This is a genomic window from Pedobacter foliorum, assembly GCF_013266735.1.
In the GTDB taxonomy this organism is placed as follows: Bacteria; Bacteroidota; Bacteroidia; order Sphingobacteriales; family Sphingobacteriaceae; genus Pedobacter; species Pedobacter foliorum.
The window spans coordinates 115986-140924 of record NZ_JABSNU010000007.1; the positions used below are offsets into that span (position 1 = coordinate 115986).

Below are 24939 nucleotides of genomic sequence, written 5' to 3' on the forward strand. Positions count from 1 at the left end.
TAAAAATCAAATGCTTACCATGAGAAAAATAACAAACATACTATTATTAGCTACGCTTGTAATGGTATCAGTACATGTCAACGCACAGATTAACCGCCTTGGAGGAAGTAGGGTGATAGGTGTCGCAGCTGGAAATCAAAATGACATTGCAAACTTAATTAAACAAAAATCAAGATTGTTAAACTATGGCAATGTGCATAGTGAAAGTTCGGTTATGCGGCCAACAGCTGGTTCAGGCGGATATTTTTTACGTTATGAAAGAGGTTGGGTCTATTACAATCCTTTGTTAAAACAAGCCTTTGGAGTAACCGGTGATATCATGACCAAATGGGGGGCTACAGGTTATGAAACGGGTGAGCTTGGTTTTCCTGCAAGTGACGAGACTATTGCGGACAAAAGCAGCTTTAAGCGCATGGCTAAATTTGACAAGGGTACAATTTACTGGAACGATGGCAGAACCGAAGTTGTTAAAACAAGCCGTTTCGCCGCCGCTGCGCCAGTCAAAGTCAGTATCTCCGCCTTTACCCCAGCAACATCAATCAGAAACATTGGTGGTTTGCAAATGTCTATTGTGAAAAGGACCGACAAGGACATCAGCTCTTCACCTAAGTTTTCCACCCCCAAGAAGGTAAGAGAGACGGTGGAGAAGTCTGAGAATGATTCGGTTTTATGCAAAACTGAGTATAGGAGTTATTCGGTAGAAAATATGAATCAGGAAATTCTAAATCCCGAAGCCATGGCTAACTTATGGTTAGGTGGAGTTTATGATTTAAATGAACTGGCAAAAGGAAATTTTAATGCCATTAACCATAACCGTACTGCAGTGGTCTTCACCATGTCGAATAAAGACAATCTAATTGAAATTCCTGTGCCTGATAAATTTAATCTTAAAAGTAAGGTGGAGGAATTTCGTAAACAGCCTTTTGCATCCTCACCCCTGGGCTTTGGCCAATACCTCGAATCCAGTATGATAAACAGCGAAGCTGCCTTAAACATTGCAGCAGGTGCTTCTTACACGGGTTATGGAGTCAGTTTAAAAGATAAATTCAACTACAATACCAGCACAAAAAAGCGGAAGTTCCTGCTGAACTATGTTAACCCCATGTACACCATTTCTGCAGGTTCGAAAACGGACAGCTTATTTAATACAGGCGATGCCAATAATATAAATGGCAACCTGGTATATATAGATCATATTACCTATGGGGTAAAATTGATGGTATATTTTGAAGCCGAATTGGAAGAAAGCGAAATTGAAAATAATTTTAAAGGTGATGGCTGGGGTGCACATTTAACTATTGATGCCAAGGTTGCAAAAAAAATGGAGAACACCATTTTTAAGATATTTCTTTATGGTTCAAGGCAGCCCATATCGACCAATGCCAAAGGTTATACAGCCATGCTACGCAAAACAGACGACCTGTTAAAAGCGATCGTTGCTGGCAATAAGAAAAATCCGCAGGAGCTCGGAGAACCAATAAGTTATTCACTAAGGTTTTTAGATGGAAAAATAGCTGCAACATCTTGCAAAGTTGAAAATATTCCTGAGCAAAACTGCAGGGTAAACAACGATCGTCCTATGAACCTGAACATCGCTTTGATGAAGATTAAAAACTCAAATAGAGACATGTGGGGTTGGGTTGATGCTGAGCTCTTGGACAAAGAGGGGATAAGCATTGCTAATCAAACTATTTTTGATTTCGGCAAAAGCGCAGCTGTATCATCCAATGAGGTTTCAACGTCTCCAATATATCAAAACGTGTTTAGAAATATTGGTGCTGCCGATAGAGCCGCCGGAAAAGTAAGGTTATGGTTTTGGATCAATAGCTCAAAAGGCAATTACAGTCCACTTCAGGGCTATAGCCAACAATCTTACACGACCAGACCGGGGCATAGCGGTAAACATTATTATGTAGATATTCCTATGGGCGATGTGTTAATGGCAAAAGTTGGACAACCCTTAACAAAAGATTACACGGCACAGGAGAACTCCGGAGACAGATCTACGTATAAACTTACTTTCAAACTGGTATTCGAATAATTTTTAACAAACAACTCTTATGAAAACAATAATATTGGTATTAGGCCTATGCCTGATAAACGCGGCTTCATACAGCCAAAGCGGAAATGCTAAAATGGATGCCATTCTTAAACAGATGCGCAACCAAAATAGTAAAGGGACGATTCATTTTGAAACAAAAGGTACCTCGGTTACCGATAATGCTACGCTGATAAAAGATGCTAAAGGCATTTATGTCCTTGGTTCAAGTATGCTTACCGGTAAAGGTGACGGCTCACAGGTACATCTGTTTTTTGCAAAAATGCAAAGCGGTACCCAGCCGATATCTCAAAATAAAGATGCTAATGCGACAGCGATCATAAATGGCACGGGATATCAGATAAAAGGTATAGCAATGTTAAAGGTTTCAGGCAAAACAATTGGCGGAACGTTCACTGGGCTTATATATGAGATACCTAATGGTAAATCAAAAGCAAATGTAGTGGCATCAGGTAAAATAAGTGGCAGTTTTAAAAACCTTAATATACCACAGTGATTACTATTAACATTAATATCATGAAAACAACAAATCTTTTCTTAATTGCACTATTCGGCGGATTACTTATGATCACATCTTGTGGGAAGGATGGCCCAGCGGGGCCTAAGGGCGATATCGGTGCCTCTGGAGCGAGTGGTGTAATTGGGCCCGCTGGACCAGCAGGTGCAAACGGACAAAATGGTAGCATTATTTACAGTGGCGCCAAGGTGCCTGATGCAGTAACAGGCAGTACAGGTGATTTTTACCTGAACAGTGTTACAGGTTTATTATATGGCCCAAAGACTACCAATGGCTGGGGGACTGGCTTCTCATTAAAAGGTACCAACGGCGTAAAGGGCGCAACTGGAGCCGCCGGAGCGAATGGTGTTGCGGGAAGTCAAATATTGACAGGAACTGTTGTTCCGGCCGCAGATCTGGGGAACCCCGGTGACTACTATCTTAATAAAACAACCTATCTTTTATACGGCCCTAAAATTGATCAGGGATGGGGAACAGCTATTTCATTACAGGGGCCTCCGGGAACAGCTAATGTATGGTATTCTGGCTGGCTTTATGCTTATAGATACACGGACAGTCTTATTGATAATTCAAATGTTAAGGTAGCCCATGTAGGTGCCGGGATACTCAATTCTAGTTTACTGAAGACTGCAGCAGTACTGGTTTATTTTACCTATGATGGGAAGTCGACACCGCTGCCATATACCAGTAATGCCGGGGGGAAAGTAAATACCATTGCGTTTATTCCTACCTCAAAGGAGATAATTATCTATCGCTTTACACATGATAACTCCAGTTCTATTGCCCTTTCGGGTGTCCTGCAATACCGGTTTATAGTGATACCAGGCGGCATTTCAACTGCTGAGGCAAAAGGTTTTGACATCAAAGACATTAACGCTGTAAAGCGATACTACCGCATAAATGATTAAATTCCAGAATTAAGCAAAATGATTATTAAAAACAAGAAGCTTATTGCTGCTATCGCCCTGATTTCAGGTATAGGAATAGCTGTTTTTAGCGCCGCTGAATTTTGTAATTATACAGCTGTTGCTGTGACAGGCATAAAAACGACAGGTCGTATAACAGGCTATAAAAGAACGAGCGGAGCAGGTAAAACACATCCTGCATTTTCATTTATATTACCAAATGGGGATACCATAAATGGGATAAGCAAAACCATGTCATTTAGAATAGTAAGGAAAAGCTATAGTCTGGCTGAGGACATTAAGGTGAGCTATAATAGCGATGATCCATCTGGGGCTGTTATATTAAGCTGGCGCGAATGGCCGGGCAGTCTATTCGTAATGCTATTTGGTTTATTACTTGTTCTTATTGGCTGGCAAATGCTCTATGTTAAAAACCAAACAATATAAACAAACCTAAGATGAGAAGTTTTTTATTTGTCTTGCTTATACTTTGCTATGGTAATACACCTTTCAGAAAACAAAGGAATTGGGCAGGAACCATGGTCTTTACCTTTAAGCTTCCTCCTCCATTATCGGGAAACAGATTTATTAAAGCTAATGTCCTATATAAAGGTAAATTGCTTTCACCCAAATCCCGCTTAATAGGCGGGATGAAAACAAACATTCAGTCTTCATTTTCTTATAGCTCAGGACTGACTCAAAAAGTTGGCAAAGTACAGATTCCGGTATCCATTCCACCCAATGTATACGCCTGGTTATGTGACGATGATATGCTGACCGAAATGGTACTATACCCAGAAAGGTATAAAATACAAATCACCAACACAGCTAACTCATCTGATTTTTTGTACGAGCTCCCTGTTTCATTTGATTTCATTGCTGACAATGCCCTTAATCTAGCTTTTCTTCAAAATCAACCTTTAAAACAACGAATTTTATTGTTGCTCCAAAAAACCTGGATGTTGTCCTTATCACTTAAAGATAGCGGCAAGAAAAACAAACCGGCAGTTACAGATACCAATTTATATTATAGGTTGCAAAAAAATGATATCCCGGCAGGTTTAAAAATGAAACCGTACAGCAACCTTTACAACGACAGATCAAGAGCCGGGCAGCAGTTTGTAATCACTAAAGCATATTTGTACAAGGGTAAGATTTTTATCAACAGGATGTTAAAGAATAGCCATTTACTACCAAGAACCGATGATTGTAAGGGAAATTTTATGGGACTAGATGGAGAAATATGCGCTTCAGAGGGCTGCATTACAGGTTACGGTGCAGGTAAATGTGCAGGGATGTTTTTACCAGGTAGTAATGTAAAAGAATTGGAAATCACAGTTGTAATAGATCCGTAAAAGGTTTTGTATATTGCTATATATAAACATGAACCTTACCAAGCGCATTTTACTTTTACTAGTTTGCAACTGCCTGTGTTTTAATTCTATTTTATTCGCCCAAAATAAATTCACGGCTGATCTGTACAATGCGGAGCTTGGCTTACCCTCAAACCATATCGAGGCATGTACCATGGATAGTACAGGTTTTTTATGGGTAGCGACAAAACGGGGCATATGCCGTTATGATGGTTATAATTTTCAGTCATATCCCACGGTTAGCGGTAACATCCTGAGTCTTTTTAATGTTGGAAATAAAAAGTTTGTTTATTATACAAATACTGGTGGATTGGCAGAATTCGACCCTTATCACAAATTGAAAGGTACAATAGCATCTACTCAATTCAAGGATAGCGATCCCTCGAATGACCACTATAACAATATTTTTGTGGATGATGCAGGACGGATATGGTGCTGCGATTTTTCTCATATTAAATTTTACAACGGCAAACCAAGGAAGTTTAAAAGTTTCGCACTTATTAACTATGACAGCCCTACAGACAGGCTTGCCACTTTTACGCAGTTCAGAAAAGGGCAGATATGGGTAGCCAGCCTATTTGGTCTCTATACATGGAATGAGCAGACGAACAAATTAAGTGTTAGTAAAGATACGCTGCTTAGTAAATTAAACTGCTCAACATCTGCCAGAATTGGTAGCGACTCACTTTTAATTGCAGCAAAAGGCAATTTAATACTTGTTCAGCCATCTTCACAAACCATCTTATCAAAGACAAACATAGGATTTAATGATGCTGTAATCTCCATAACCACTACGCTTATAAGTGGTAAAAAATGCATTTTAATAGCATCCAGAGATAAAGTGTATACTTTAAGTATGTCATCTGGCCAATTGACTGAAATATTCACTGTAGGCCCTAATGGGGGAATGATCAACAGTCTTTTCTGCTCAGGACAGGATGATTTCATCTGGATAAGCAGTACTCAGGGGTTAATAAAACTTACCCCATCATCTAATGCCGTGAAAAATATAATGGTGACACCACTTCTGAGCAGGCCTGGTGAAAACGCGGTTACGCAAGTGATAAAATACAGGACCGGCTATTTTGTGAATACATCTATTGGTGAGTGCTATTTTACTTATCTGGATGGTTATTGGGAAAAACTACCTATCCCATCACACGTTAATCATATCGCCCTGGCTGATGATAAATTGATCGCAGGGACATCAAATGGACTTTTTACCTACAATGGAAGTTATGTAAGCAAAGTGGGTAGTTTATCGGCAATTCAAAATCTTTTTATAAAAAAGGTATTGGTTACAGAAAAACACATCTGGCTGTTAACTAAGAATAAACCATTGGTGTTAGACAAAACAAGCTATTCTATAGCCAGTGATCTACTCATAAGAGATAGCCCAATTTTTATTCAAGAGAACTTATGGAAAGACATTCATTCAGATGTGGCAGGAACTGTATACCTGGCGGGATGGATGAGAAGCGGTTATGGTTTGGCCGTTTATGATAAAAAAGCACAGACTTTCATTCCCATTTCCGCGCGTACAAAAGAACAAGGCCTTTTCATTGGTGATTACTACAACCGTATTGCCGATTCAAAGAATTTCCATCTGTTGTTTTCTGGTTATGGTGGTTTTAATACTGTAAATGAAAAAGGTATAGTAACACAAATGATATCTGCTGATCATTATAATTTAGCCAATGACCATGTAGAAGGAATAGCTGAAATGCCCAACGGCAGCATTTGGTTTGGTACCGAAGAAGGGATACAGGTTTGGAGTCCCAAAACAAATCAACTGACTCTGGTTACTTCGCTAAATGGTCTGCCTTCCAATAACGTTACTTACGGTTTTGATGTATTAAATGATAACACGATTGCTATTGGTTCTAATAAAGTAATCAGCCTTTTAAATACGGATAAAATATTAACAAGCAGTCTGAAAAATAAGCTGGTGCTTTCATCACTACAGGTAAATGGCGAAAATCGGAAAATTGTTGCCAACCAAATCGCCATAAATCCGAATGAACGTAACCTGCAAATGTCGTTCTCAACCCTTAACTTTTGCAATGCAGGTAAAATAGAATACCAATACAGTATAAATGGAGGAAAATGGCTAACGCTAGGACACAGCCCAGTTTTAGTTTTCTCTAATTTTAAGCCAGGAGATTATGCGATTAAAGTGAGGGTCTCTGATAATCAGGATCAATGGCAACCAAAACAATTACAGTTTAATTTGGTCGCATTACCTGCTTTTCACGAAACCATATGGTTCATCATTGTGGTTATATTTATTATTGTCATAATTATTTGGTTGCTTTTTTCTTTCCGACTTAGGCAATTGAAAAAGCTTAGTGCATTCCGTTCGTCCGTTTCACAGGACCTGCATGATGATGTGGGTGCAACATTGAGCAGTATAAATATCCTTTCGGCAATGCTTGCTGAACAAACCAAACTGCCTGAAAAGTCTTCCTTATACCTCCAGAGAATTAATACGGATGTTCAGCAACTACAGTTAAAGCTTGATGAAATTATTTGGAGCTTAAAAAAAGAAGATAATTCATTGCACCAGATATTTACCAAACTTGTGAATTATGGATATGCCATTCTTGATGCGAAAAATATTGTTTTTGAGCATCGTATTGACGGTGTTCAGAAAGATTACTTTTTGCCCTACAAAATTAACCGTAACTTATACCTACTGGTAAAAGAGGCACTAAATAATATTGCCAAACACAGTACTGCAACAAGAGCATCGTTTACCATCAGCCTTGATAAAAACAGGATATCAATTATTGTAACTGACAATGGCAAGGGAATAGCCGAAGACAAGACTTATAAACGTAACGGTATTAGCGGGATGAAGGAACGCGCTTCAGAAATAGGCGCTGTCATGTCAATCAGTACGGTCGAAAATAAGGGGACGGAAATTAGAGTTCAAAAAAAAATGTAATATGATAAAGGTATTGGTGTACGAGGATAACAACAGTTTAAGACAAACACTGCAGCTTTTAATCGCTCAGGATGACAGCCTGTGGCTTGTTGGTGCCCATAGCAATTGTAATAGCATTAAAATCAATATTGAAGATGGGATAAAACCAGATGTTATCCTGATGGATATTGATATGCCTGGTATTGGAGGTATAGAAGGGGTGAAAATAGCGAAATCGATTATTCCTGATGTACAAGTAATTATCTTCACCGTATACGAGGATGATGAAAAATTATTCAGGTGTTTGATGGCAGGAGCAAATGGCTACTTACTGAAAAAGAACAGTGCCTCACAAATTGTTGCCGCGATAAAGGATGTGTATGGTGGCGGGGTGCCTATGAACCCAGAAATTGCCCGTAAGGTAATGCGGCTTTTCAAAGAAGAAAAAGCTACCATTACCCATAACCTGAGCGATCGTGAAGTGGAATTGCTCGCTATGTTGTCACAAGGTTTACCATATAAGATAATTGCTATCCAAACAGGAATCTCTGTTGAAACTGTAAAAACACATCTTAAAAACATCTATCAAAAAATGCATGTAGCAAATGGTACAGAGGCTGTTGGGAAAGGTTTACGGATGAGAATCATAAGGTAAAATTTTATCAAATCTTATGGTAGTGGATGATACTTTGGTAGATAAATTACTGCGAAACCCATAATACTTCTTGATTTTACTACAATGAAAATCAAATTACTGCATTTTATGGATTTAGGATCAAGGATGCTGCTTACTTTTCTTTACTAAGATTTATGTATTATCTATCGAGCTATTTTTAGTATTCGAGAGATAAGGAGAGGGTGTTTGGGTGCATTTTTCATCGATTTCTTCTGTTTTATCATCAAGATGAATATGGTAGCTGTAAAAAAATGACACAAACAACAAAATAATAAGATATATTTCATTAAAAACTAAGTAAAATAACAATTATTGAGAATATTTATACTAAATAACTCTAAATAGAAGGGTATTTTAGTTTATTTAATAAATAAATTAAAATATAATACCCATTAATTTAAATTTATACTACTTTAGTCTCAATAAATCATTAAAATATTAGCAGGTACGACTTGAGTCACCTGATTCTAATCTCTGTTAATTAATAACCAAGCTTTTTTTGTTCATTTTTCCGAATACCGAGAAAATTTAATCAAAAAGCTAAAACGATTTACCTAAAAACATATTGAAACCTAGAGAGAAATAAAAAAACAACTGATCATAAACAACTAAAACAATTTAGCCTATGGAATAACCTAACATTTAAGATTAAATCAACTAAAAGAAACTTCAATGTTTCAAAACCAAACCAATCAATCTGAAACTCCTAGACTTCTGCACTGAAAGCAGGAGCAGGTCTTAATTCAAAATTCATGAATGCAATTTTATATAAGAATAAAATACTGGGTATCCTATTGCTATTGCAGATAGCAATAGGGACTACATTTAGTGGCTATGCCCAATCCACCACCACAATCCAAATTAACGGAATCGTTAAAGATGCAACTGACAATCAGCCATTACCTGGGGTTTCCGTAGTGAATAAGCTTACCAACAAGGGAGGTTCAACTGACAATAAAGGAAGTTACTCGATCAATATACCTGTTGGAGCTACAATAGTGTTTCGTATGCTTGGCTATAAGGCAAAAGAAATTGTTGTAAAGTCGGGCGATACCGATATCGAAATCCATCTGGAATCTGATCAAACGACATTAAATGATGTAGTTGTAATCGGTTACCAAAAAGTTTCCAGAAGAAAGGCGAGTGCTGCCATTACCTCAGTAGATCCTAAATCTATTGCAGATGTTCCGGCACCATCCCTGAGTACATTATTACAGGGGCGTGTTGCGGGATTAAATGTACAAAACTTCTCAGGTGAACCCGGCGTAAGAAGTACAGTTGTATTACGCGGAAATACTGCCGTGAGCAGGAACATTGACAATAATCCCAATTCTGCTTCTGGTAAAGCCAGTTTGGCAAGAGCAATTAGCGGACCGCTGTATGTAGTGGATAATGTAATGCAGAGCACAGAAGATATTGCTGCCTTAAATTTTGGGGGTGGTACTGGTACAGATGTCTTAGCAGGCATCCCTATTAGTGATATTGAGAACATCGATATCTTAAAAGATGCATCAGCTGCAGCGGTCTATGGATCCCGTGGGGCCAATGGCGTTATCCTCATCACCACAAAAAAAGGATTAACCGGAAAAACGCAGATTAATTTCTCTACCTATCATGGTATTACCCAACGTCCAAACCTTGACAAAGTATTGATAGGAGCAGAAGAAGGGCGCGCAAAAATGGAACTGATCAACCATTACGGAACGTATGATAACCTAAAAAACATTCCTCAAATACTTACTGATAGTTTAAATAGTGCTTTTAACAACGCCAATGACTATAGAGGCCAACTTTACCAGACTGGTAAAGTAGATAATTACGATTTGTCATTTACCGGTGGTACGGAACAATTTACTTATCGTTATGGCTTAAATTATTATTCAGAAGACGGTATCATTAAAAAATCCGGCTTCGACAGGTATAGCATCAACAGCAGAATGGGGGTAAAGCTTGCCCCAAAATTAGAGGTAGGTGTTCAAATTCGCTATAACCGTCTTGACAGGCCAAGGTCCGTAAGTGATTTAAGTGGAGGCAATAGCCCATTTAATGGTGGCTACTACGCAAGCAGCCCGCTGCCATCTTCAAATCTCTTTCTTCCCGATGCAAATAGAGATTTCATCTTTGGGAATACCAACATCCAAACAGACGCTAATACCAATAATAGTTTAAGTATAAGCCCGACCATCGATTGGAAAATCTCGGACAAGTGGCTATTTAACACCATTATATCTTATGAAACTGCGAATAGCAGGAAAGATACTTTTACCCCGGGAACGGTTCGCAGAAGTGGAACAGGGTATGCAACAAGTTTTGTAGATAACTCTGCCAACTATTTAATGAGCAATACCATTCAGTTTTCGACCGCCATAAATGATACCCATCATTTAAATTTACTTGCAGGACAGAACACGGAGTTCCATCAATATAGGGCCACTTATGCGGAGGCCGATGGCATACCAAACGATCAGATTAGCGTAGTAAAAGTCATCAACAAGATGGGATCTTATGCCTATTCGGATTTGATTGAAAGTGGTATCCAGACTGCTTTTTTCAGAGCCAACTATGATTTTAAGGGGCGCTACCTGTTTTCAGGAGTAATAAATGCCGATGCCTCCTCCAAATTTGGTAAAGGCAATCGCGTTGGCTTCTTTCCTTCATTCTCTGCAGGATGGATCGTTAGTGATGAGCCGTTCATGAAAGCTGCGAGCTCCTGGTTAACCTTATTTAAAATTCGCGGTAGCTATGGCATCACAGGCAGACAGCCGGACGGTGGCGATAGTTACCTATCATTCAACACTTATAATGTAGGAGCTGGTAGTTTTCCAGGCAGTTCCAATCCATCTACAGGTCAAAATGAGTCGAATACTTATAACGGGGTTCCTTCAGTATCTCCAAACTTTTCAGGGGGTCTCTCAAACAGCAAACTTACCTGGGAGCATTCAAAACAAGCAAACATTGGTGTCGACCTTACTTTCTTAAATGGCAGATTTAATTTTGTGGCCGATGCTTATGTCAGAAACACGACTGAAGGCATATTTACACTTGCATTGCCGATTACCACCGGTTACTCCACCATAACTTCAAATGCTATTGGCACCAGAAATAGCGGTATTGAAACCCAGTTTATTGCGCATTATTTCAATCCATCAAAAGCGTTTCAGTGGGAAACCAATTTCAATTTTGCTTTCAATAAAAACCTGATCACATCGCTGCCAAATGGTGGCCGTGATATTTATTTAGATAAATTCCTTTTGCGCCAAGGGCAATCTATCAATCAGTACAATGTGTTCGAACAAACAGGCATATATGCCACTGACAAAGATGTTCCTGTGAACCCTATCGATGGAAGTGTGCTTAGCTTTTATGGATATCCATTTAAGGGCGGAGACCCTATATGGAAAGATCAGAACGGAGACGGGATTCTTGATGCTACAGATTATGTTCCAGCCGGAAATCCGAATCCAAAAATGACAGGAGGTATGGTCAATACCTTTAGCTATAAAAACTTTAGTTTTTCGGTATTTGCCACATTTACACTAGGTAGAGATATTTACAATGATTACCTGGTAGGAAAGCTTTCGCATTTAGTGCCTACAGATGATGGTGATCCTGATCCTTTGCACGCATTAAGCAACAATGCATTTCCATACTTAAATGGCATTAATTATTGGAGGAATCCGGGAGACAATGCGAATTACCCTTCATTAAGTTCATTCTCCGGTACCCGCTACAAATATGCTGCAGTAAGCTCAAGATGGGTTGAAAACGGGTCGTATGTCCGTATAAAAACGGCCACTTTAGCCTACGCATTTAAGCCAAAAGTACTACAAAGACTTTCATTAAGCAGACTAAGGGTATATGCTATGGCAGATAACCTGCATATTTTCCAATCGGCCAATTTACCAGATGCTGAACAGGTAGATGCCTTTGGCATTTACAATGGTAGCGGTTACGCCATACCTAAAAAGTATACGATAGGTCTGGAAATAGGGCTTTAATAGTTTTATCATTTATTAAATATGAAATCATGAAAATACATTTCAAAAAACATATTGCAGGGCTTTTGCTTTTTATGCTAGTCATCAGCGCTGTTGCTTGCAAGAGAATTCTGGACCTCGAACCTCATAATTCGACCTTTACCGGAGCTTACTTTACCAATGGACAAGATGCAAATAGTGCCATTTCCGGAGCATACTCTTCTGTAAGGCGGGTACTCTTAAACAATTATTCCTGGCATGTGTATGGGGATGCACCTTCAGGTGAATTCAGTATCAGATCTGACAGGGATAATCAAAATTATAACATTTCAAATGGAGAATTTACCGGATTAAACGTAGGTTCCGGGAACTGGAACTGGCAATCCTATTACCAACTGTTACAACAGCTGAATTTGATAATCAATAAGGTTCCAGGTATCGGAATCGAAAAATTCACCAATCAGGATGACAAGAAACGCATCATAGGCGAAGCTTATTTTCTTCGCGCTTTTACCTACTTCTATATGAGCAGAATATGGGGAGATGTTCCATTAAGACTTGAACCTGATCTTGACATTAACCAGGCGAAAAATATTCCGCGGACACCTGCAGCCCAAGTGCTTGCACAGTGTATTAAGGATCTTGAACTTGCCAAAGCCAATCTTGTTTTTGGCTACAGTGATGAGAATCAAAGAGCTGTAAGAGCAAACAAAGGAAGTGCCCTTGCTTTGGAGGCACACATAAAAGCATGGACCGGAGATTATGCGGGGAGCGAAATCGCTGCTGATGACGTGATCAAAAATGGAGGATATGCGCTAAGTGATTCCTCGCAGTATTCAAAAGTATTTATAGGTAAATCACTGGAAGGAATTTTTGAGATTAATATTAGCTATGGACAAAGCGAAGGTATTTCTTTAAATGGAGGAGGATATGCGCCGACACTTAGAAGACCTTATGTAGCCAATAAGGCAGACATCCAATGGCCGGTAAATACCTCTTATATCAATAAAATCTATAAAGATACCGCTGATATCAGGTATAAAACCTTTTTCTTCCAGGCGCAGTCATCTGAAGGGCAAACCATCAAATTTTCGAATGTAACCTATGCTGATGGTTCAGCTAAAAATGATCCTAGGTTATCGAACAATCTGATTATTTTCCGTTTGGCCGATATTTATTTGCTCCGTGCAGAAGCACTTAATAAACTTGGCCGTGATGGCGAAGCGGTAATACTACTCAATGCCATCAGGAAAAGAGCTAAAATCGCAGATTATGCAGGAGGAGGTACTGCTCTGGGCACAACAATCCTGGAAGAAAGACTTCGTGAACTATATTTCGAAGGCCAATCTTACTACGATATGGTTAGAACCAAAACACTTCCTGCCTATAACGAACGCTTTAAAGACCAGTTCATGAATGGTGCTCCAGAGGGCGGCTGGTTATGGCCGGTAGACCCAGGGATGTTCAAGGACGATTTTACGTTAACACAAACTCCATACTGGCAAGGAAGACTTTAAATATTAAAAGAAACGGACATGAAAAAATTAACTATGATATGCATTGCAATAGTCACCATAATTACGGTCTACTCTTGCAAAAAAGATTATGTGATCGGGGGTAGCCTTTATAACCCTAAGGTTGATATGACCACTTACGATTACCTAAAAACTAAAAAATTATTTGATACACTCATCATCATGGTGGATCGCATGGGCTTAAAAGATGAAGTAAATGCGAGCGGGACAGTTTTTGCTTTAACCAATTACACCATCAGTAATTATGTTAAGGAAAAACAAGCGCATCTGCGCATTAAACTGAATGACGAGAACCTTGTTTTTACATTCGACTCCCTAAAGCTTCCTGAACTTAAGGATTCGTTGAGGGCTTACTTATTTAAAGACAGACTTCCTGTAGAAGCATTAAGTGAAATCGGAAAATTAAGAAAATCTAACGATGGGGAGTTCAGGTTAATTCAGGCTATTCCAACAACAGATTATACTGACCCTAACATTTTTCCTGTCAAACCAAAGTATGTTTACCTCACCAAAATAGTTAAAAAAGAAGATGGAACGGGAACCATCCCCACAGACTCCACTCAACTCCCATTGGTTGATCCTGCACAATTGCTACAGGCACGCGTGCAGACTTCAGGAATCATCACCAACACAGGTGTGGTACATGTGGTAAACAACAATCACACCTTTACCTTTTTCGGTGACATTAAGAATTAATGATTTTAAGCTAATAATATGAAAAGATATATAAAACTTATAGCATTCGGCTTTGTAGGGATAGGCATCATATTCTCTTGTAAAAAAGTAGAAAACGGTTTTCTCAGCAATCAGATCAGATACAGAGATAGCCCGATAAAAATTCAAAAAGGTATAACGGTTCAAACTAAGCCGGTCGACAATGATGGCTCCAGTGCACCTGTAACTTATGAACTATTGGATATACGTGATGCTGTAACAAAAAAGCATGCTGATTTACTGTATGCAAATTTCGAGCGGTATATTTTCATCTCTCAGTTCGATGTGAATAGAGATACCACAGTGGAATTACTAAACAAGCATAGAAAACTGCTAAATGCACCTCCAGTAGAATTTAATACGCACACAGGAGCATTTACTTTTTATGGAACTACAGCGAATGCAGCGGTGGGAACCTATGAATTTGATATCCGGGCAACCAATGAGAATGGCTCAAAAGATTTCAAAAACATCGGCCAGTTTTCCCTGTATGATGGACCTGTAGCAGAGCAGTCTGCCGGTGGCGGCGCCTGGTTTAAAGATGGATCGAGTCAATCAGGTGATATCGGAGAGCCGGAAGTTAAAATCAAAAAAACTTCCAATGAGGGTACGCTAATTATTCTTAAAATAGTAGATAAAAATGGTACTCCATTTAATCCTAAGAAAAATGAATTTATTAAGCGCGGAGATAGAAATAGCTTTGATACTTTCGCCAGATTCCATCCTCTTGTATTAACGGATTCTACAATGGCCTGTAACTTTGAGGTAACCCCATTCCCACTTGTTGCAGGGCCTCCGGGACAGGGTTATACCATTTATTACAGAATTCCAGGTAACTTTGCGAAACTCGATGCTGGACTTACTCCAACTCCGGATAGGGGATATAGTATTAATCCAAGGTTTACTTTCCGAATCTATCAGGAGGGAACATATGAGGTAACTGTTAGAATTAAAAATGCAACAAGAGACGTTCTTTAACTAATAGATTTAAGCTACTAAAAGATAGGCCAAAATTACAATCCCCCGGCAAGTTTGATGCTTTGCTGGGGGATTTTTGGCAGTATAGGCTCGGTTTCCTGATGAAAAATAACATAATTATTTCTAGTGCTTTAATGTTGTCGGCATTTATTGGGATTCCATTCTGCTTTTATAACAATCCAGTTTTTCTCCATAATCAGGTGCTAACTTGAGGATTTAAATTTAATGAATTGTGGGCGGGACAAGATATTTCGGTAAACATTGAACTGGAAGCGGCAACGCTTACTGCAAATTCAGAACTCATTGACATCCTGCTGAATAACTTGTTTAGCAATGCGAGCCGGCATAACGTAGAGAAAGGAGGGATTCAGATCGTGCTCAGGAAACACTATATGAGTATTTCAAATACTGCTAAATTGAATGCCCTGGACACGGCAAAATTATTTAACAGGTTTTATAAACAAGACCCATTCAGCCAAAATAATGGACTTGGGCTGGCTATTGGCCAGCAAATTGCGCAGTGCTCCGGGATCATCATCCATTATGATTTCAAAGACCAGCAGCACGTTTTTAGTGTCCAGTTTAAAAATGATCAACTGACCAGAAATCTACAGTAATAATTCAGAGTCTCGGACTTAATTTATAAAAAACAAAGATATCTTTTATATTTTAGCTAGTATTGCTCTGTCTGGTTGTTTACAGAAAAATCAGTCAATTTATTGCTGTAATGAGGAGTAGACGGTTATAGCGTAAGGTAATGGATGTTTTTATCATCTTCCCATACACATAAAAGTTTAGCATTGTTCAATGTATAAAGACGGATAGAACTTCCTTTTCCAATCTCCTTTGAAGTGTTTTTGTTTAAATTCATCACCATGACATTTCCCTTTTCCTGCCATGCAATCATCGGGTTATCGGAATTTTGGGTCATCGTCACACCTCTTCCTGTAGCTACTTTTTTCTCAGTCTGATTTTCTGTCCAATAATAGATATCACCATTACGTTGCCATGCTGCAGAAATCAACCCTTTATCACTGATTGACAATCCACCTCCATCCATTGGGCATCCATCCAGTTTCCAGGTACCATTCCCGGATTTAAGTGGTTTTGTGAAGGTTTTGCCTTTATTGGATGAAGAAGTGTAGTAAATGTCACGCGAGCCGAGTAACCAGTTCCTGAAACTGATGACCAGTTTATTCCCATTAAAGGCGATGTTAGGTTTGCAACATTCGCACACATGCTCATCCGGTGATTGATAGACCAATGTGTTCTTAGTCCAGTTTTGTAGTTTGGCATCAAATGAGGAAAAAAAGATGTTGTTTTTATCAGCTAACCTTACATCCAGCCAGGTTGCATAAAAATTATTTTCTTTGTCTGCGGTAAGGGCCATCAAACCTTCCGGGGCAGATCGCGGAACGTCATTCAACGTCCCTGTTTTTGTCCAGATACCTTTAGTATGGTCAAGTTTATAGCTCGTTATATTGCCTTCTTTATCCATGGCAGTAATCATGCTGAATCTGGTAGAAGAGGCAATTTGCGGCCCACGTGAATGGCCTAACTGCATACCCGGCAATGTGGCAACAAGTACTGGTTTTAAAAATGTATTCCCATTGTCAGTAGAGGAAGCGCAGTAGATTTTTTCCCCTGCACCATAAGCCATTCGTATTGTACCTTTGGAGTCAACCGCAAGGTTGGGCTGCTGTCCGCTGATCGGGGCATTAGCAATTGCAGCTGGAACATTGATTACCGCAAGGGCAAGAATCAGTATTAAGGTAAGTCCAAATGATTTCATGTCAATTTCTTTGATGAGGGGCTGTCTGCTAAGATGAATAGCTGATGGCTGAATCTAATCAAAAGTAAGCAAAGAACAATGTAAAATAAAACTGTGGAGCCAGCTCCTGATCCAATGAATTCCTGAGCGTACATGGGTGAAAAAACAAACAATATTTTTCTTGAACTGTTATGCGATGGAATCCTTATTCCTATTCGCTGAATCCGCAGGTAGGAATAATGTAAAATAAGGTTGGAATTATGTAAATCCTTCCATGTTTGAGTACTTACTTTTAGCATTAAAATTATTCACGGTGATAATGCTATATTTATAATTAATGAAAAGAAACCGTTCCATACCTTTAAAAGCAGTGTTTTTACTGGTCGTGTTTTTATTAAACACAGTGGTCGGTTTTGCATGTACTGTTGGTTTGGAAGAGAATCATGATCATCATCTTCACAATGCTTCGGTAGCAAACCCGCACAAGCACAACCATGAGGAGGCCGAACATCATCATGATGGTTTGGCAGCCGATCACCATTCTGCGAAAAAAGATAAAGAAAACTGTTGTAAAGACGAGGTCGCTAAGTTATTAAAGGAAGATAAGTTAGCTGCTGCTAAAAGTGCTGTAAATCTACAACCAATGGTTTTTATTACAGTTCCTGTATCTTTTTATCAGTTTGATACCTTGGCGTTATTGAGATCTGCGCCAAGCATCAGGTATTTTGTACGAAGCTATCATCCGCCCATTGGGGATATACGGATCAGCATTCAAAGTTTTCAGATTTGATTTAATGTGTTCATAATTTTTTGCGTGAGGGTTTTACCTCTATGCCTATATCTTATATTAAAACATTAAAATCAAATCATCATGAAAAAGATATTTCTTTTAGTTGCGTTCTTCGCAACTGCATTTGTGCAGTACAGCTTTGCACAAAACCAATCTAACGATGCCCAGTCTGGCGATCTGTTAGGTCTTTACTACAACATTAAGGATGCACTGGTTACCGGCAATTCCACTACGGCAACAGCTAAAGCAACGGAATTTGTAAAAATCATTACCGCTGAAGATGCTAAAAAACTTCCCGAAGCCAGCAGGTTAGCGCTGTCTAAAGATGCAGATGCTATTGCCCAAACAAAAGACATCAAGAAGCAAAGAGAACACTTTGCGAAATTCTCTGATGACCTATATGAATTGGCTAAAACCAGTAAATTAGGTGCTGAGCCAATCTATAAAGCCTATTGCCCAATGAAAAAAGCAAGCTGGCTCAGTAAGGAATCCACCATCAAAAACCCTTATTATGGAAGTGCCATGCTCACCTGCGGGAAAGTTATGGAAACATTAAAATAAGCTTTAAATCCTATTCAACTTACACTTTACCCATTTAATCAAAAGATAATGAAAACATTAATATATAGCCTGCTATCTTCAGTTTTGTTCTTTACCGCGTGTAACAGTACCTCAAAAAAGCAGGAGCGTACCAGTGATACTTCCAATTTAGCTAAAACGGATATCAAAGCAGTAGAAGCAGCAACTGGTACTCCAATAAGTGCAATCCTATCCGCTTATTTTGAACTTAAGGATGCATTAACCAAAGATAACGACAAAGATGCGGCTTCATCAGGCAAGGCATTGGAGCGTGCATTTGCAAATGTTAATCAGGCTTCCTTGGCAACCGATAAGGCTAAGATTTTTGAGGACATTGCAAATGATGCAAAGGAACATGCAGAACACATTGGCGCAAATGCAGGTAATATCAAACACCAGCGTGAACATTTTGAAACATTAAGCGAGGACATTTACGATTTGGTAAAAGCATTTGGTGCAGGACAAACGCTTTATGTTGACCATTGTCCAATGTATAACAATAACAAAGGAGCCAATTGGGTCAGCCAGCGAAAAGAGATCAGCAATCCATATCTGGGACAATCTATGGCTACCTGTGGTACTGTTAAAGAAGAACTAAATTAATAAGCCATGAGCCGGATAAAAGCAGGGCTTTTGGCCCTTTTGATTATTTTATTGGCTATTCAACTGATACAGCCTGCCCGCAATTATAATGGGCAGGCTGTAAATGAAGATATCAGCAAGATTTCCAGAGTTCCTGAACAGGTGCAAGGAATACTCAAAAAATCCTGTTACGATTGCCATAGCAACCAAACGGAATATCCATGGTATACTTACATCCAGCCTGTTGGTTTGTGGATGAACTCTCATATCAGAGAAGGGGAGGAGGAATTGAACTTTAGTGAGTTTGCAGCGTACTCCAAAAGAAGGCAGCTCAGTAAACTGAAGTCAATTGGCGAAAGTATTCAGGATGGGAAGATGCCCTTAAGTTCATATACTTTTATTCATCAAAACGCGAGACTTTCAGAAAATGAAAAGGCCCTGATTCTGGACTGGGTTAAAAATACCAGGGACAGTTTATCTCTAAATCATTAGTTTATGAAAACGATATTAACATTGGTGTTTGTGTTTTGCTTCGGTCAGTTGGTATTTGCCCAACATCAAGGACATACACCGTCAGATCAAAAGAAAGAACCCATTACTTATACCTGCCCTATGCATCCCGAAATTCATACCGACAAGCCGGGTAATTGCCCTAAATGCGGGATGAAACTCGTGCCCGAAAAAGCTAAGTTGAGTACAACCAAGCCTGACCACCTGGAAATGCCTATGAAGGATACTTCCAAAAAAAATGATGGAAAGGAAGATATGGACGGTATGGATATGGGTGGGAATAGTGTGTCACCACGTACGGTTCGTTATGATCTTTATATTGCTGATACGATTGTAACCTATGGGAGAAAACCAACAAGAGCAATTGCTGTAAATGGACAGATTCCAATGCCCACACTCACCTTTACTGAAGGTGATACTGCAGAAATACATGTACACAATAATCTGAATGAACCTACGGCACTGCATTGGCATGGCGTATTTTTACCCAATCAATATGATGGGGTACCTTATCTTACGCAAATGCCCATCGCGCCCCATACCACATACGTTTACAAGTTTCCAATCACCCAGAGTGGTACCCATTTTTATCACAGCCATTTTATGTTGCAGGAACAGATTGGTATGAATGGTATGTTCATCATGAAGAAAAGAAACGAATGGGATATACCTACAATCCCAATTACGCTAACGGAGTGGGCAGACATGAAGCCAGAAGAGATTCAACGTAGCCTGAAGAGTGCTAACGACTGGTTTGCTATTAAAAAGGGAACCACCCAAAGTTACGCTGAGGCGATCAGAACAGGGCATTTTAAAACAAAACTTACCAACGAATGGAAGCGTATGAATGCTATGGATGTAAGTGACGTATATTATGATAATTTTTTGATCAATAACAAAAACCAAATTGAACACTCAGAATTTAAAGCAGGCGATAAAGTAAGGTTGCGTGTAGCCAATGGTGGGGCCTCGGACTATTTCTGGTTGACTTATTCAGGCGGTAAAATAACCGTGGTAGCTTCCGATGGAAATGATGTAGCGCCAGTAGAGGTGGACCGGCTGATCATTGCTGTATCCGAAACCTACGATGTAGTAGTGACCATTCCTGAAAATAAGAGCTACGAATTTTTGGTAACGCCTGAAGACCGTACCGGCTTTGCTTCCTTATGGCTGGGCAAAGGAGAAAAAGTACCAGCTCAGAAACTTCCTAAACTTAAATACTTTGCCGGAATGAAAATGATGAACGATATGATGGATATGAGTGGAAACATGGTCGAGATGGAAGGCATGAAAATGCAAAATCAAGTTATGGATATGAATACTGTAATGTACCCGGAAATAACTGGTGAGGAGCGCCCGAAAGTAGAAAGTAAAAAAACAGCCATGTCAGGTATGCAAATGTCAAATGATAAAAGCATGGCAGGAATGGACATGGGTACTGACAAGCCGGATATTGTTACCTTAAATTACGGAATGCTCCGTAGCCTCAAAAAAACAACTTTGCCCAATGGACCTTTGAAAGAGTTGAAGTTTGATCTTACCGGGAACATGAACCGCTATGTATGGACGTTGGATGATAAAACCATTTCCGAAAGTGATAAAATATTGATTAAAAAGGGTGAGAATGTACGCGTCATTTTATTTAACAACAGTATGATGCGACATCCGATGCACCTGCATGGCCACGATTTTAGAATATTGAATGAGCAAGCTGAGTATGCCCCGTTAAAAAATGTACTGGACATTATGCCAATGGAAAGAGATACGATAGAATTTGCTGCAAATACAAGTGGTGATTGGTTTTTTCATTGCCACATCCTGTACCACATGATGAGTGGTATGGGTAGGGTATTCAGCTATGAAAACTCCCCTCCAAACCCTCAATTACCGAATCCTGAGCATGCTTTTAAAATGCTTAAAATGGATGATAAGATGATCCATTCTATGGCCAGAATAGGTATTGAAACCAATGGTAGCGATGGAGAAATCATGCTGGCCAATACCCGCTATCGCTTCACAACTGAATGGAGAGTGGGATTTGATAAAGAGATGGGGTATGAAAGTGAAAGTCATTTTGGAAGATATCTAGGACGAAATCAATGGCTGTTCCCTTATGTTGGCTGGGACTTTCGGAAAAGAACGGTCGATCCCATGGATAAGAATATCTTTGGACAATCCCTATCTCCTGGAAACAATCTTTTTGGGCAAGGCAATACTAAAAATTTCAGGCAGGTGTTTCATTTAGGACTACAGTATACTTTACCCATGCTTGTCGTTGCCGATGCTTCGGTTGATCATAAAGGGAATGTCAGATTTCAATTGATGAGAGAAGATGTTCCGATTTCCAAGAGATTGCGTTTTCAATTTATGGTCAATACCGACAAGGAGTATACGGCCGGATTCAGGTACATTGTTACTAAATATTTTGGTCTGTCTACTCACTATGATAGTGACATGGGCTATGGTGCCGGATTAACCTTAAATTACTAACCAATCACTCACTGTTCCGAAATCCGCCGACAAAAGCTAACCCAATTTCAAATAAATCAATGTTTGAGTAGCACATAATTTCTTCTAATTCTTCAAGACGCGTAGATGAATAAAACTATTACTCAATTGCCCCAAGTTCTTTAATGATCGGTGTACCTGCTGAGTTCTGCAAAATGAGTTTAATTTTAGAAAGTCTGGAAGGCCTGGTCAACATTTCGATTCTTTTATGCCCAACCGAACTACCGCCACCAATTGTTTTCCAGTTTTGTCCGTTAAACCCTTCTAAACGATACTCCCGGATTCTTTCCCCTTTTGCGATGTCTTCTTTAATCAGCACTCCTTTCACCAATTGCATCTTGCCCAGATCCAGTAAAATCTCCTTGCCGCTTCCAGAGGTTGTTGCAATTGGGTGATATTTCACTTTTACTGCATCACCAAAATCCTTCAGCAACGCTATATCTTTCTTTGGAACCAGTCCGCTGCTATCCACTACAATTCCAATTAGCATATTGGAATTACGACCTACACTGGTGATGTAATTATCCAGGAACTTTTCTTTACTAATCATGTCCTGATTCTCATCAACCCAGAACCAGCCACCCTGGAAACCACCAGTTCTCAATGGAAAATCAGTTTCACCGGGGCACCAGATTTTACCTCCCGGAACGCCGGAAAAATCATTCTCCTTAAATCCTTTAGTGGCATCAATACCATTGGTCGTACTCCAATTGGGATATGGCGCTAATCCATCTTCGTTTCCGATCCACCTGATCAGGCTTTTAGCGGAGGCTGGCCCCTGAAAGACAACCGCATCAGGCTGGAGTTTTTTAAGCAAAGCACCTACATCAGGCCCACCTTCATTAACTGGTATCACCCCTCCATCAAACCAAATCTCAAACAACTTCCCATAATTAGTCCATAATTCCGTTAGTTGCTGTATTACAATCTTATTATACGTTTTCTGGTCAACTGGGCCGCCCTTCTGAACTACGCCTGGATTATCGGCCCATAGATAGCCATTTGTCGATGCACTAGCATAAATGCCAGGACGCAGACCATATTTTTTACAGGACTCGACGAAATCCCTCACCAAATCTCCCTTACCATTTTTCCATGGACTATTTTTCACACTGTAGGCATGAGCAGCTGTAGGCCATAAACTAAAACCCGACCCATGCTTTGCAACCAGCACCGCGTACTTCGCGCCCCCGGCCTTAGCCGCAGCAATCCACTGATCTGTATTCACTTTCGAAGGATTAAAAACCGATGCCGGAGGATGCGAACCATAAACCCGCCAATTGTAGTCAGGCTTAAAAGTGGGCATATCAAAGTGGAAGATTGCACCAATCTCGGCATCCGACCACTCTTGATGCGCGACAGTCGGCAAAGCTAACTTGCCCTGGGCCGCAACAATAATACTACTGAAGGTAGCAAAGCCAAGCAGTGTTGCTTTCAGCAAATGTTTTATCATGGTGTTATTTTTCATTTAGTTGGGCTAGTGAGTACATTAATTTAATTAAAAAACTTATTGCAGCTCCAGACTGGAAAGACGATTTAACCAGCCGGCCTTTATTCTTTTACATCATCCTTAAAATGCTCAATAATCCGCCTAAGACCACCACCACCAATATAATGAGGTAAAAAACAGATGGATAAAATAGGCTGTATAAAGTCGGTTTTTCTTCAACAGTTGAGAATGCCCCGGTCTTGGCCAGTTTTCTAGTAAGAAGCCATTGTTTGATGGGGTGACTACTAATTACAGATGAGGAGCGGTGATGGAGCATGATCTAAAATACTAATAATTTTTGTAAAAGATACAATTTTACCAGTTTTGAATTCAGGCTCCCGTACAAAACAAAATACCTGGTCACCCTCAAAGGCCCTCAGGTCATATAAAAAAGAGAAAGCGATACCCGTCAGGAAGACAAGTACCGCTTTCAAAATTAACGCTCTCAATGCAATAGTAAATAAATTTAGTCGAATTACAAAATTTACTAAAAAAGGAAAGGTCAGCCAGGGTTGATGAGGAAAACTACTTGCAATCCGGAACTGCTGTCAATACGTCCAATGAGGCATCCATGGCTTTTTTTACCAGTTCTTTTAAAGAATCCAGATCATTTGATTTAATTGCTTTATTTCCGAAAGTAACGGCATTGAGGGCATAGTTCTTAGCATTGCCGCAATTACAGTCAGGAGTTATTGAATATGCGGATGACTGGGTAGCTTTCTTTACACCAGTTTTAATCAGTTTTTTCGCGTCATCTAAAGAAGTTGCTTTGTAAGCTTTTTTAAAATCCTTAAAAGCCATTTCGGCATAGGTTACGGCCATTCCACATTTGCCCTGGGCTGGATTTCTATCGCCGAAAAATGTTAACAAAAATGGGGCAGTACAGATCACAAGAAATATAGATAGAGACTTCATAGCGGGATAGTATTAAAAATTCACCTAAATATATGAAATTCCCGTATCGCTTCATGCTGAAATTTCAGCAACTATTGAGGGGTAATTTGAATAGCTCATTATTAATTTTATATTAGATTTTTCGTGACTTAAAAT

The 24939-nt window shown here is 39.5% G+C and carries 20 protein-coding genes; 17 read left to right on the forward strand and 3 right to left on the reverse strand.

Features of this window, described 5'->3' with window-relative positions; genetic code table 11:
• Positions 1 to 19 precede the first annotated feature (19 nt).
• The 12 genes from HQN83_RS15310 (at position 20) to HQN83_RS15365 (ending at position 16277) form a co-directional block, all read left to right on the forward strand.
• The gene (locus HQN83_RS15310) at positions 20 to 2041 is read left to right on the forward strand and encodes a thiol-activated cytolysin family protein (RefSeq protein ID WP_173091199.1); all 2022 of its coding nucleotides are present in this window, start codon (positions 20 to 22) and stop codon (positions 2039 to 2041) included.
• A 19-nt stretch (positions 2042 to 2060) separates the two neighbouring features.
• On the forward strand, positions 2061 to 2555 hold the full coding sequence (locus HQN83_RS15315; RefSeq protein WP_173091200.1) for a hypothetical protein: 495 nt from the start codon (positions 2061 to 2063) through the stop codon (positions 2553 to 2555).
• A 20-nt stretch (positions 2556 to 2575) separates the two neighbouring features.
• Positions 2576 to 3484 (forward strand): collagen-like protein, encoded by a 909-nt coding sequence (locus HQN83_RS15320; RefSeq protein ID WP_173091201.1) that lies wholly within the window; start codon positions 2576 to 2578, stop codon positions 3482 to 3484.
• Positions 3485 to 3502: 18 nt separating this feature from the next.
• Positions 3503 to 3928: a DUF3592 domain-containing protein gene (locus tag HQN83_RS15325; protein WP_173091202.1), complete on the forward strand. Its 426-nt coding sequence runs from the start codon at positions 3503 to 3505 to the stop codon at positions 3926 to 3928.
• Between the two features lie 11 nt (positions 3929 to 3939).
• A complete protein-coding gene (locus HQN83_RS15330; protein ID WP_173091203.1) occupies positions 3940 to 4836 on the forward strand; it encodes a hypothetical protein in 897 nt (298 codons plus the stop codon).
• Between the two features lie 28 nt (positions 4837 to 4864).
• Positions 4865 to 7801, forward strand: a complete 2937-nt coding sequence (locus tag HQN83_RS15335) for a sensor histidine kinase (protein ID WP_173091204.1) — start codon at positions 4865 to 4867, stop codon at positions 7799 to 7801.
• 1 nt (position 7802) lies between these two features.
• Entirely contained in the window at positions 7803 to 8435 is a 633-nt protein-coding gene (locus tag HQN83_RS15340; RefSeq protein WP_173091205.1) for a response regulator, read from the forward strand.
• Between the two features lie 773 nt (positions 8436 to 9208).
• Positions 9209 to 12454, forward strand: a complete 3246-nt coding sequence (locus HQN83_RS15345; protein WP_173091206.1) for a SusC/RagA family TonB-linked outer membrane protein — start codon at positions 9209 to 9211, stop codon at positions 12452 to 12454.
• Positions 12455 to 12483: 29 nt separating this feature from the next.
• Positions 12484 to 13950: a RagB/SusD family nutrient uptake outer membrane protein gene (locus HQN83_RS15350; protein ID WP_173091207.1), complete on the forward strand. Its 1467-nt coding sequence runs from the start codon at positions 12484 to 12486 to the stop codon at positions 13948 to 13950.
• 18 nt (positions 13951 to 13968) lie between these two features.
• Positions 13969 to 14664, forward strand: a complete 696-nt coding sequence (locus tag HQN83_RS15355) for a hypothetical protein (protein ID WP_173091208.1) — start codon at positions 13969 to 13971, stop codon at positions 14662 to 14664.
• Positions 14665 to 14682: 18 nt separating this feature from the next.
• Entirely contained in the window at positions 14683 to 15660 is a 978-nt protein-coding gene (locus HQN83_RS15360) for a DUF5007 domain-containing protein (RefSeq protein WP_217277396.1), read from the forward strand.
• A gap of 230 nt (positions 15661 to 15890) precedes the next feature.
• Positions 15891 to 16277, forward strand: coding sequence for an ATP-binding protein (locus HQN83_RS15365; RefSeq protein WP_173091209.1), 387 nt, complete (start codon positions 15891 to 15893; stop codon positions 16275 to 16277).
• A gap of 125 nt (positions 16278 to 16402) precedes the next feature.
• On the opposite strand, the gene HQN83_RS15370 is transcribed toward HQN83_RS15365, so the two are convergent.
• On the reverse strand, positions 16403 to 17452 hold the full coding sequence (locus tag HQN83_RS15370; protein WP_173091210.1) for a hypothetical protein: 1050 nt from the start codon (positions 17450 to 17452) through the stop codon (positions 16403 to 16405).
• Between the two features lie 316 nt (positions 17453 to 17768).
• Here HQN83_RS15370 and HQN83_RS15375 point away from each other — a divergent pair, with 316 nt between their 5' ends.
• The 5 genes from HQN83_RS15375 (at position 17769) to HQN83_RS15395 (ending at position 22382) form a co-directional block, all read left to right on the forward strand.
• A complete protein-coding gene (locus HQN83_RS15375; RefSeq protein ID WP_173091211.1) occupies positions 17769 to 18221 on the forward strand; it encodes an HYC_CC_PP family protein in 453 nt (150 codons plus the stop codon).
• An 81-nt stretch (positions 18222 to 18302) separates the two neighbouring features.
• A complete protein-coding gene (locus HQN83_RS15380; RefSeq protein WP_173091212.1) occupies positions 18303 to 18782 on the forward strand; it encodes a DUF3347 domain-containing protein in 480 nt (159 codons plus the stop codon).
• 48 nt (positions 18783 to 18830) lie between these two features.
• Entirely contained in the window at positions 18831 to 19403 is a 573-nt protein-coding gene (locus tag HQN83_RS15385; RefSeq protein WP_173091213.1) for a DUF3347 domain-containing protein, read from the forward strand.
• Between the two features lie 6 nt (positions 19404 to 19409).
• A complete protein-coding gene (locus HQN83_RS15390) occupies positions 19410 to 19874 on the forward strand; it encodes a heme-binding domain-containing protein (protein WP_173091214.1) in 465 nt (154 codons plus the stop codon).
• Between the two features lie 3 nt (positions 19875 to 19877).
• Positions 19878 to 22382, forward strand: coding sequence for a multicopper oxidase domain-containing protein (locus HQN83_RS15395; protein ID WP_173091215.1), 2505 nt, complete (start codon positions 19878 to 19880; stop codon positions 22380 to 22382).
• A 118-nt stretch (positions 22383 to 22500) separates the two neighbouring features.
• Here HQN83_RS15395 and HQN83_RS15400 read toward each other — a convergent pair whose 3' ends face one another.
• Positions 22501 to 23868: an alpha-L-fucosidase gene (locus HQN83_RS15400; RefSeq protein WP_217277397.1), complete on the reverse strand. Its 1368-nt coding sequence runs from the start codon at positions 23866 to 23868 to the stop codon at positions 22501 to 22503.
• A gap of 546 nt (positions 23869 to 24414) precedes the next feature.
• The gene (locus tag HQN83_RS15405; protein ID WP_173091216.1) at positions 24415 to 24804 is read right to left on the reverse strand and encodes a hypothetical protein; all 390 of its coding nucleotides are present in this window, start codon (positions 24802 to 24804) and stop codon (positions 24415 to 24417) included.
• Between the last annotated feature and the right edge of the window lie 135 nt (positions 24805 to 24939).

Excerpts from the sequence above, each read along its gene's own strand:
- HQN83_RS15310 (WP_173091199.1), top strand. The coding sequence starts at position 20 with ATGAGAAAAATAACAAACATACTATTATTAGCTACGCTTGTAATGGTA.
- HQN83_RS15315 (WP_173091200.1), top strand. The coding sequence starts at position 2,061 with ATGAAAACAATAATATTGGTATTAGGCCTATGCCTGATAAACGCGGCT.
- HQN83_RS15320 (WP_173091201.1), top strand. The coding sequence starts at position 2,576 with ATGAAAACAACAAATCTTTTCTTAATTGCACTATTCGGCGGATTACTT.
- HQN83_RS15325 (WP_173091202.1), top strand. The coding sequence starts at position 3,503 with ATGATTATTAAAAACAAGAAGCTTATTGCTGCTATCGCCCTGATTTCA.
- HQN83_RS15330 (WP_173091203.1), top strand. The coding sequence starts at position 3,940 with ATGAGAAGTTTTTTATTTGTCTTGCTTATACTTTGCTATGGTAATACA.
- HQN83_RS15335 (WP_173091204.1), top strand. The coding sequence starts at position 4,865 with ATGAACCTTACCAAGCGCATTTTACTTTTACTAGTTTGCAACTGCCTG.
- HQN83_RS15340 (WP_173091205.1), top strand. The coding sequence starts at position 7,803 with ATGATAAAGGTATTGGTGTACGAGGATAACAACAGTTTAAGACAAACA.
- HQN83_RS15345 (WP_173091206.1), top strand. The coding sequence starts at position 9,209 with ATGAATGCAATTTTATATAAGAATAAAATACTGGGTATCCTATTGCTA.
- HQN83_RS15350 (WP_173091207.1), top strand. The coding sequence starts at position 12,484 with ATGAAAATACATTTCAAAAAACATATTGCAGGGCTTTTGCTTTTTATG.
- HQN83_RS15355 (WP_173091208.1), top strand. The coding sequence starts at position 13,969 with ATGAAAAAATTAACTATGATATGCATTGCAATAGTCACCATAATTACG.
- HQN83_RS15360 (WP_217277396.1), top strand. The coding sequence starts at position 14,683 with ATGAAAAGATATATAAAACTTATAGCATTCGGCTTTGTAGGGATAGGC.
- HQN83_RS15370 (WP_173091210.1), bottom strand. The coding sequence starts at position 17,452 with ATGAAATCATTTGGACTTACCTTAATACTGATTCTTGCCCTTGCGGTA.
- HQN83_RS15375 (WP_173091211.1), top strand. The coding sequence starts at position 17,769 with ATGAAAAGAAACCGTTCCATACCTTTAAAAGCAGTGTTTTTACTGGTC.
- HQN83_RS15380 (WP_173091212.1), top strand. The coding sequence starts at position 18,303 with ATGAAAAAGATATTTCTTTTAGTTGCGTTCTTCGCAACTGCATTTGTG.
- HQN83_RS15385 (WP_173091213.1), top strand. The coding sequence starts at position 18,831 with ATGAAAACATTAATATATAGCCTGCTATCTTCAGTTTTGTTCTTTACC.
- HQN83_RS15390 (WP_173091214.1), top strand. The coding sequence starts at position 19,410 with ATGAGCCGGATAAAAGCAGGGCTTTTGGCCCTTTTGATTATTTTATTG.
- HQN83_RS15395 (WP_173091215.1), top strand. The coding sequence starts at position 19,878 with ATGAAAACGATATTAACATTGGTGTTTGTGTTTTGCTTCGGTCAGTTG.
- HQN83_RS15400 (WP_217277397.1), bottom strand. The coding sequence starts at position 23,868 with ATGAAAAATAACACCATGATAAAACATTTGCTGAAAGCAACACTGCTT.
- HQN83_RS15405 (WP_173091216.1), bottom strand. The coding sequence starts at position 24,804 with ATGAAGTCTCTATCTATATTTCTTGTGATCTGTACTGCCCCATTTTTG.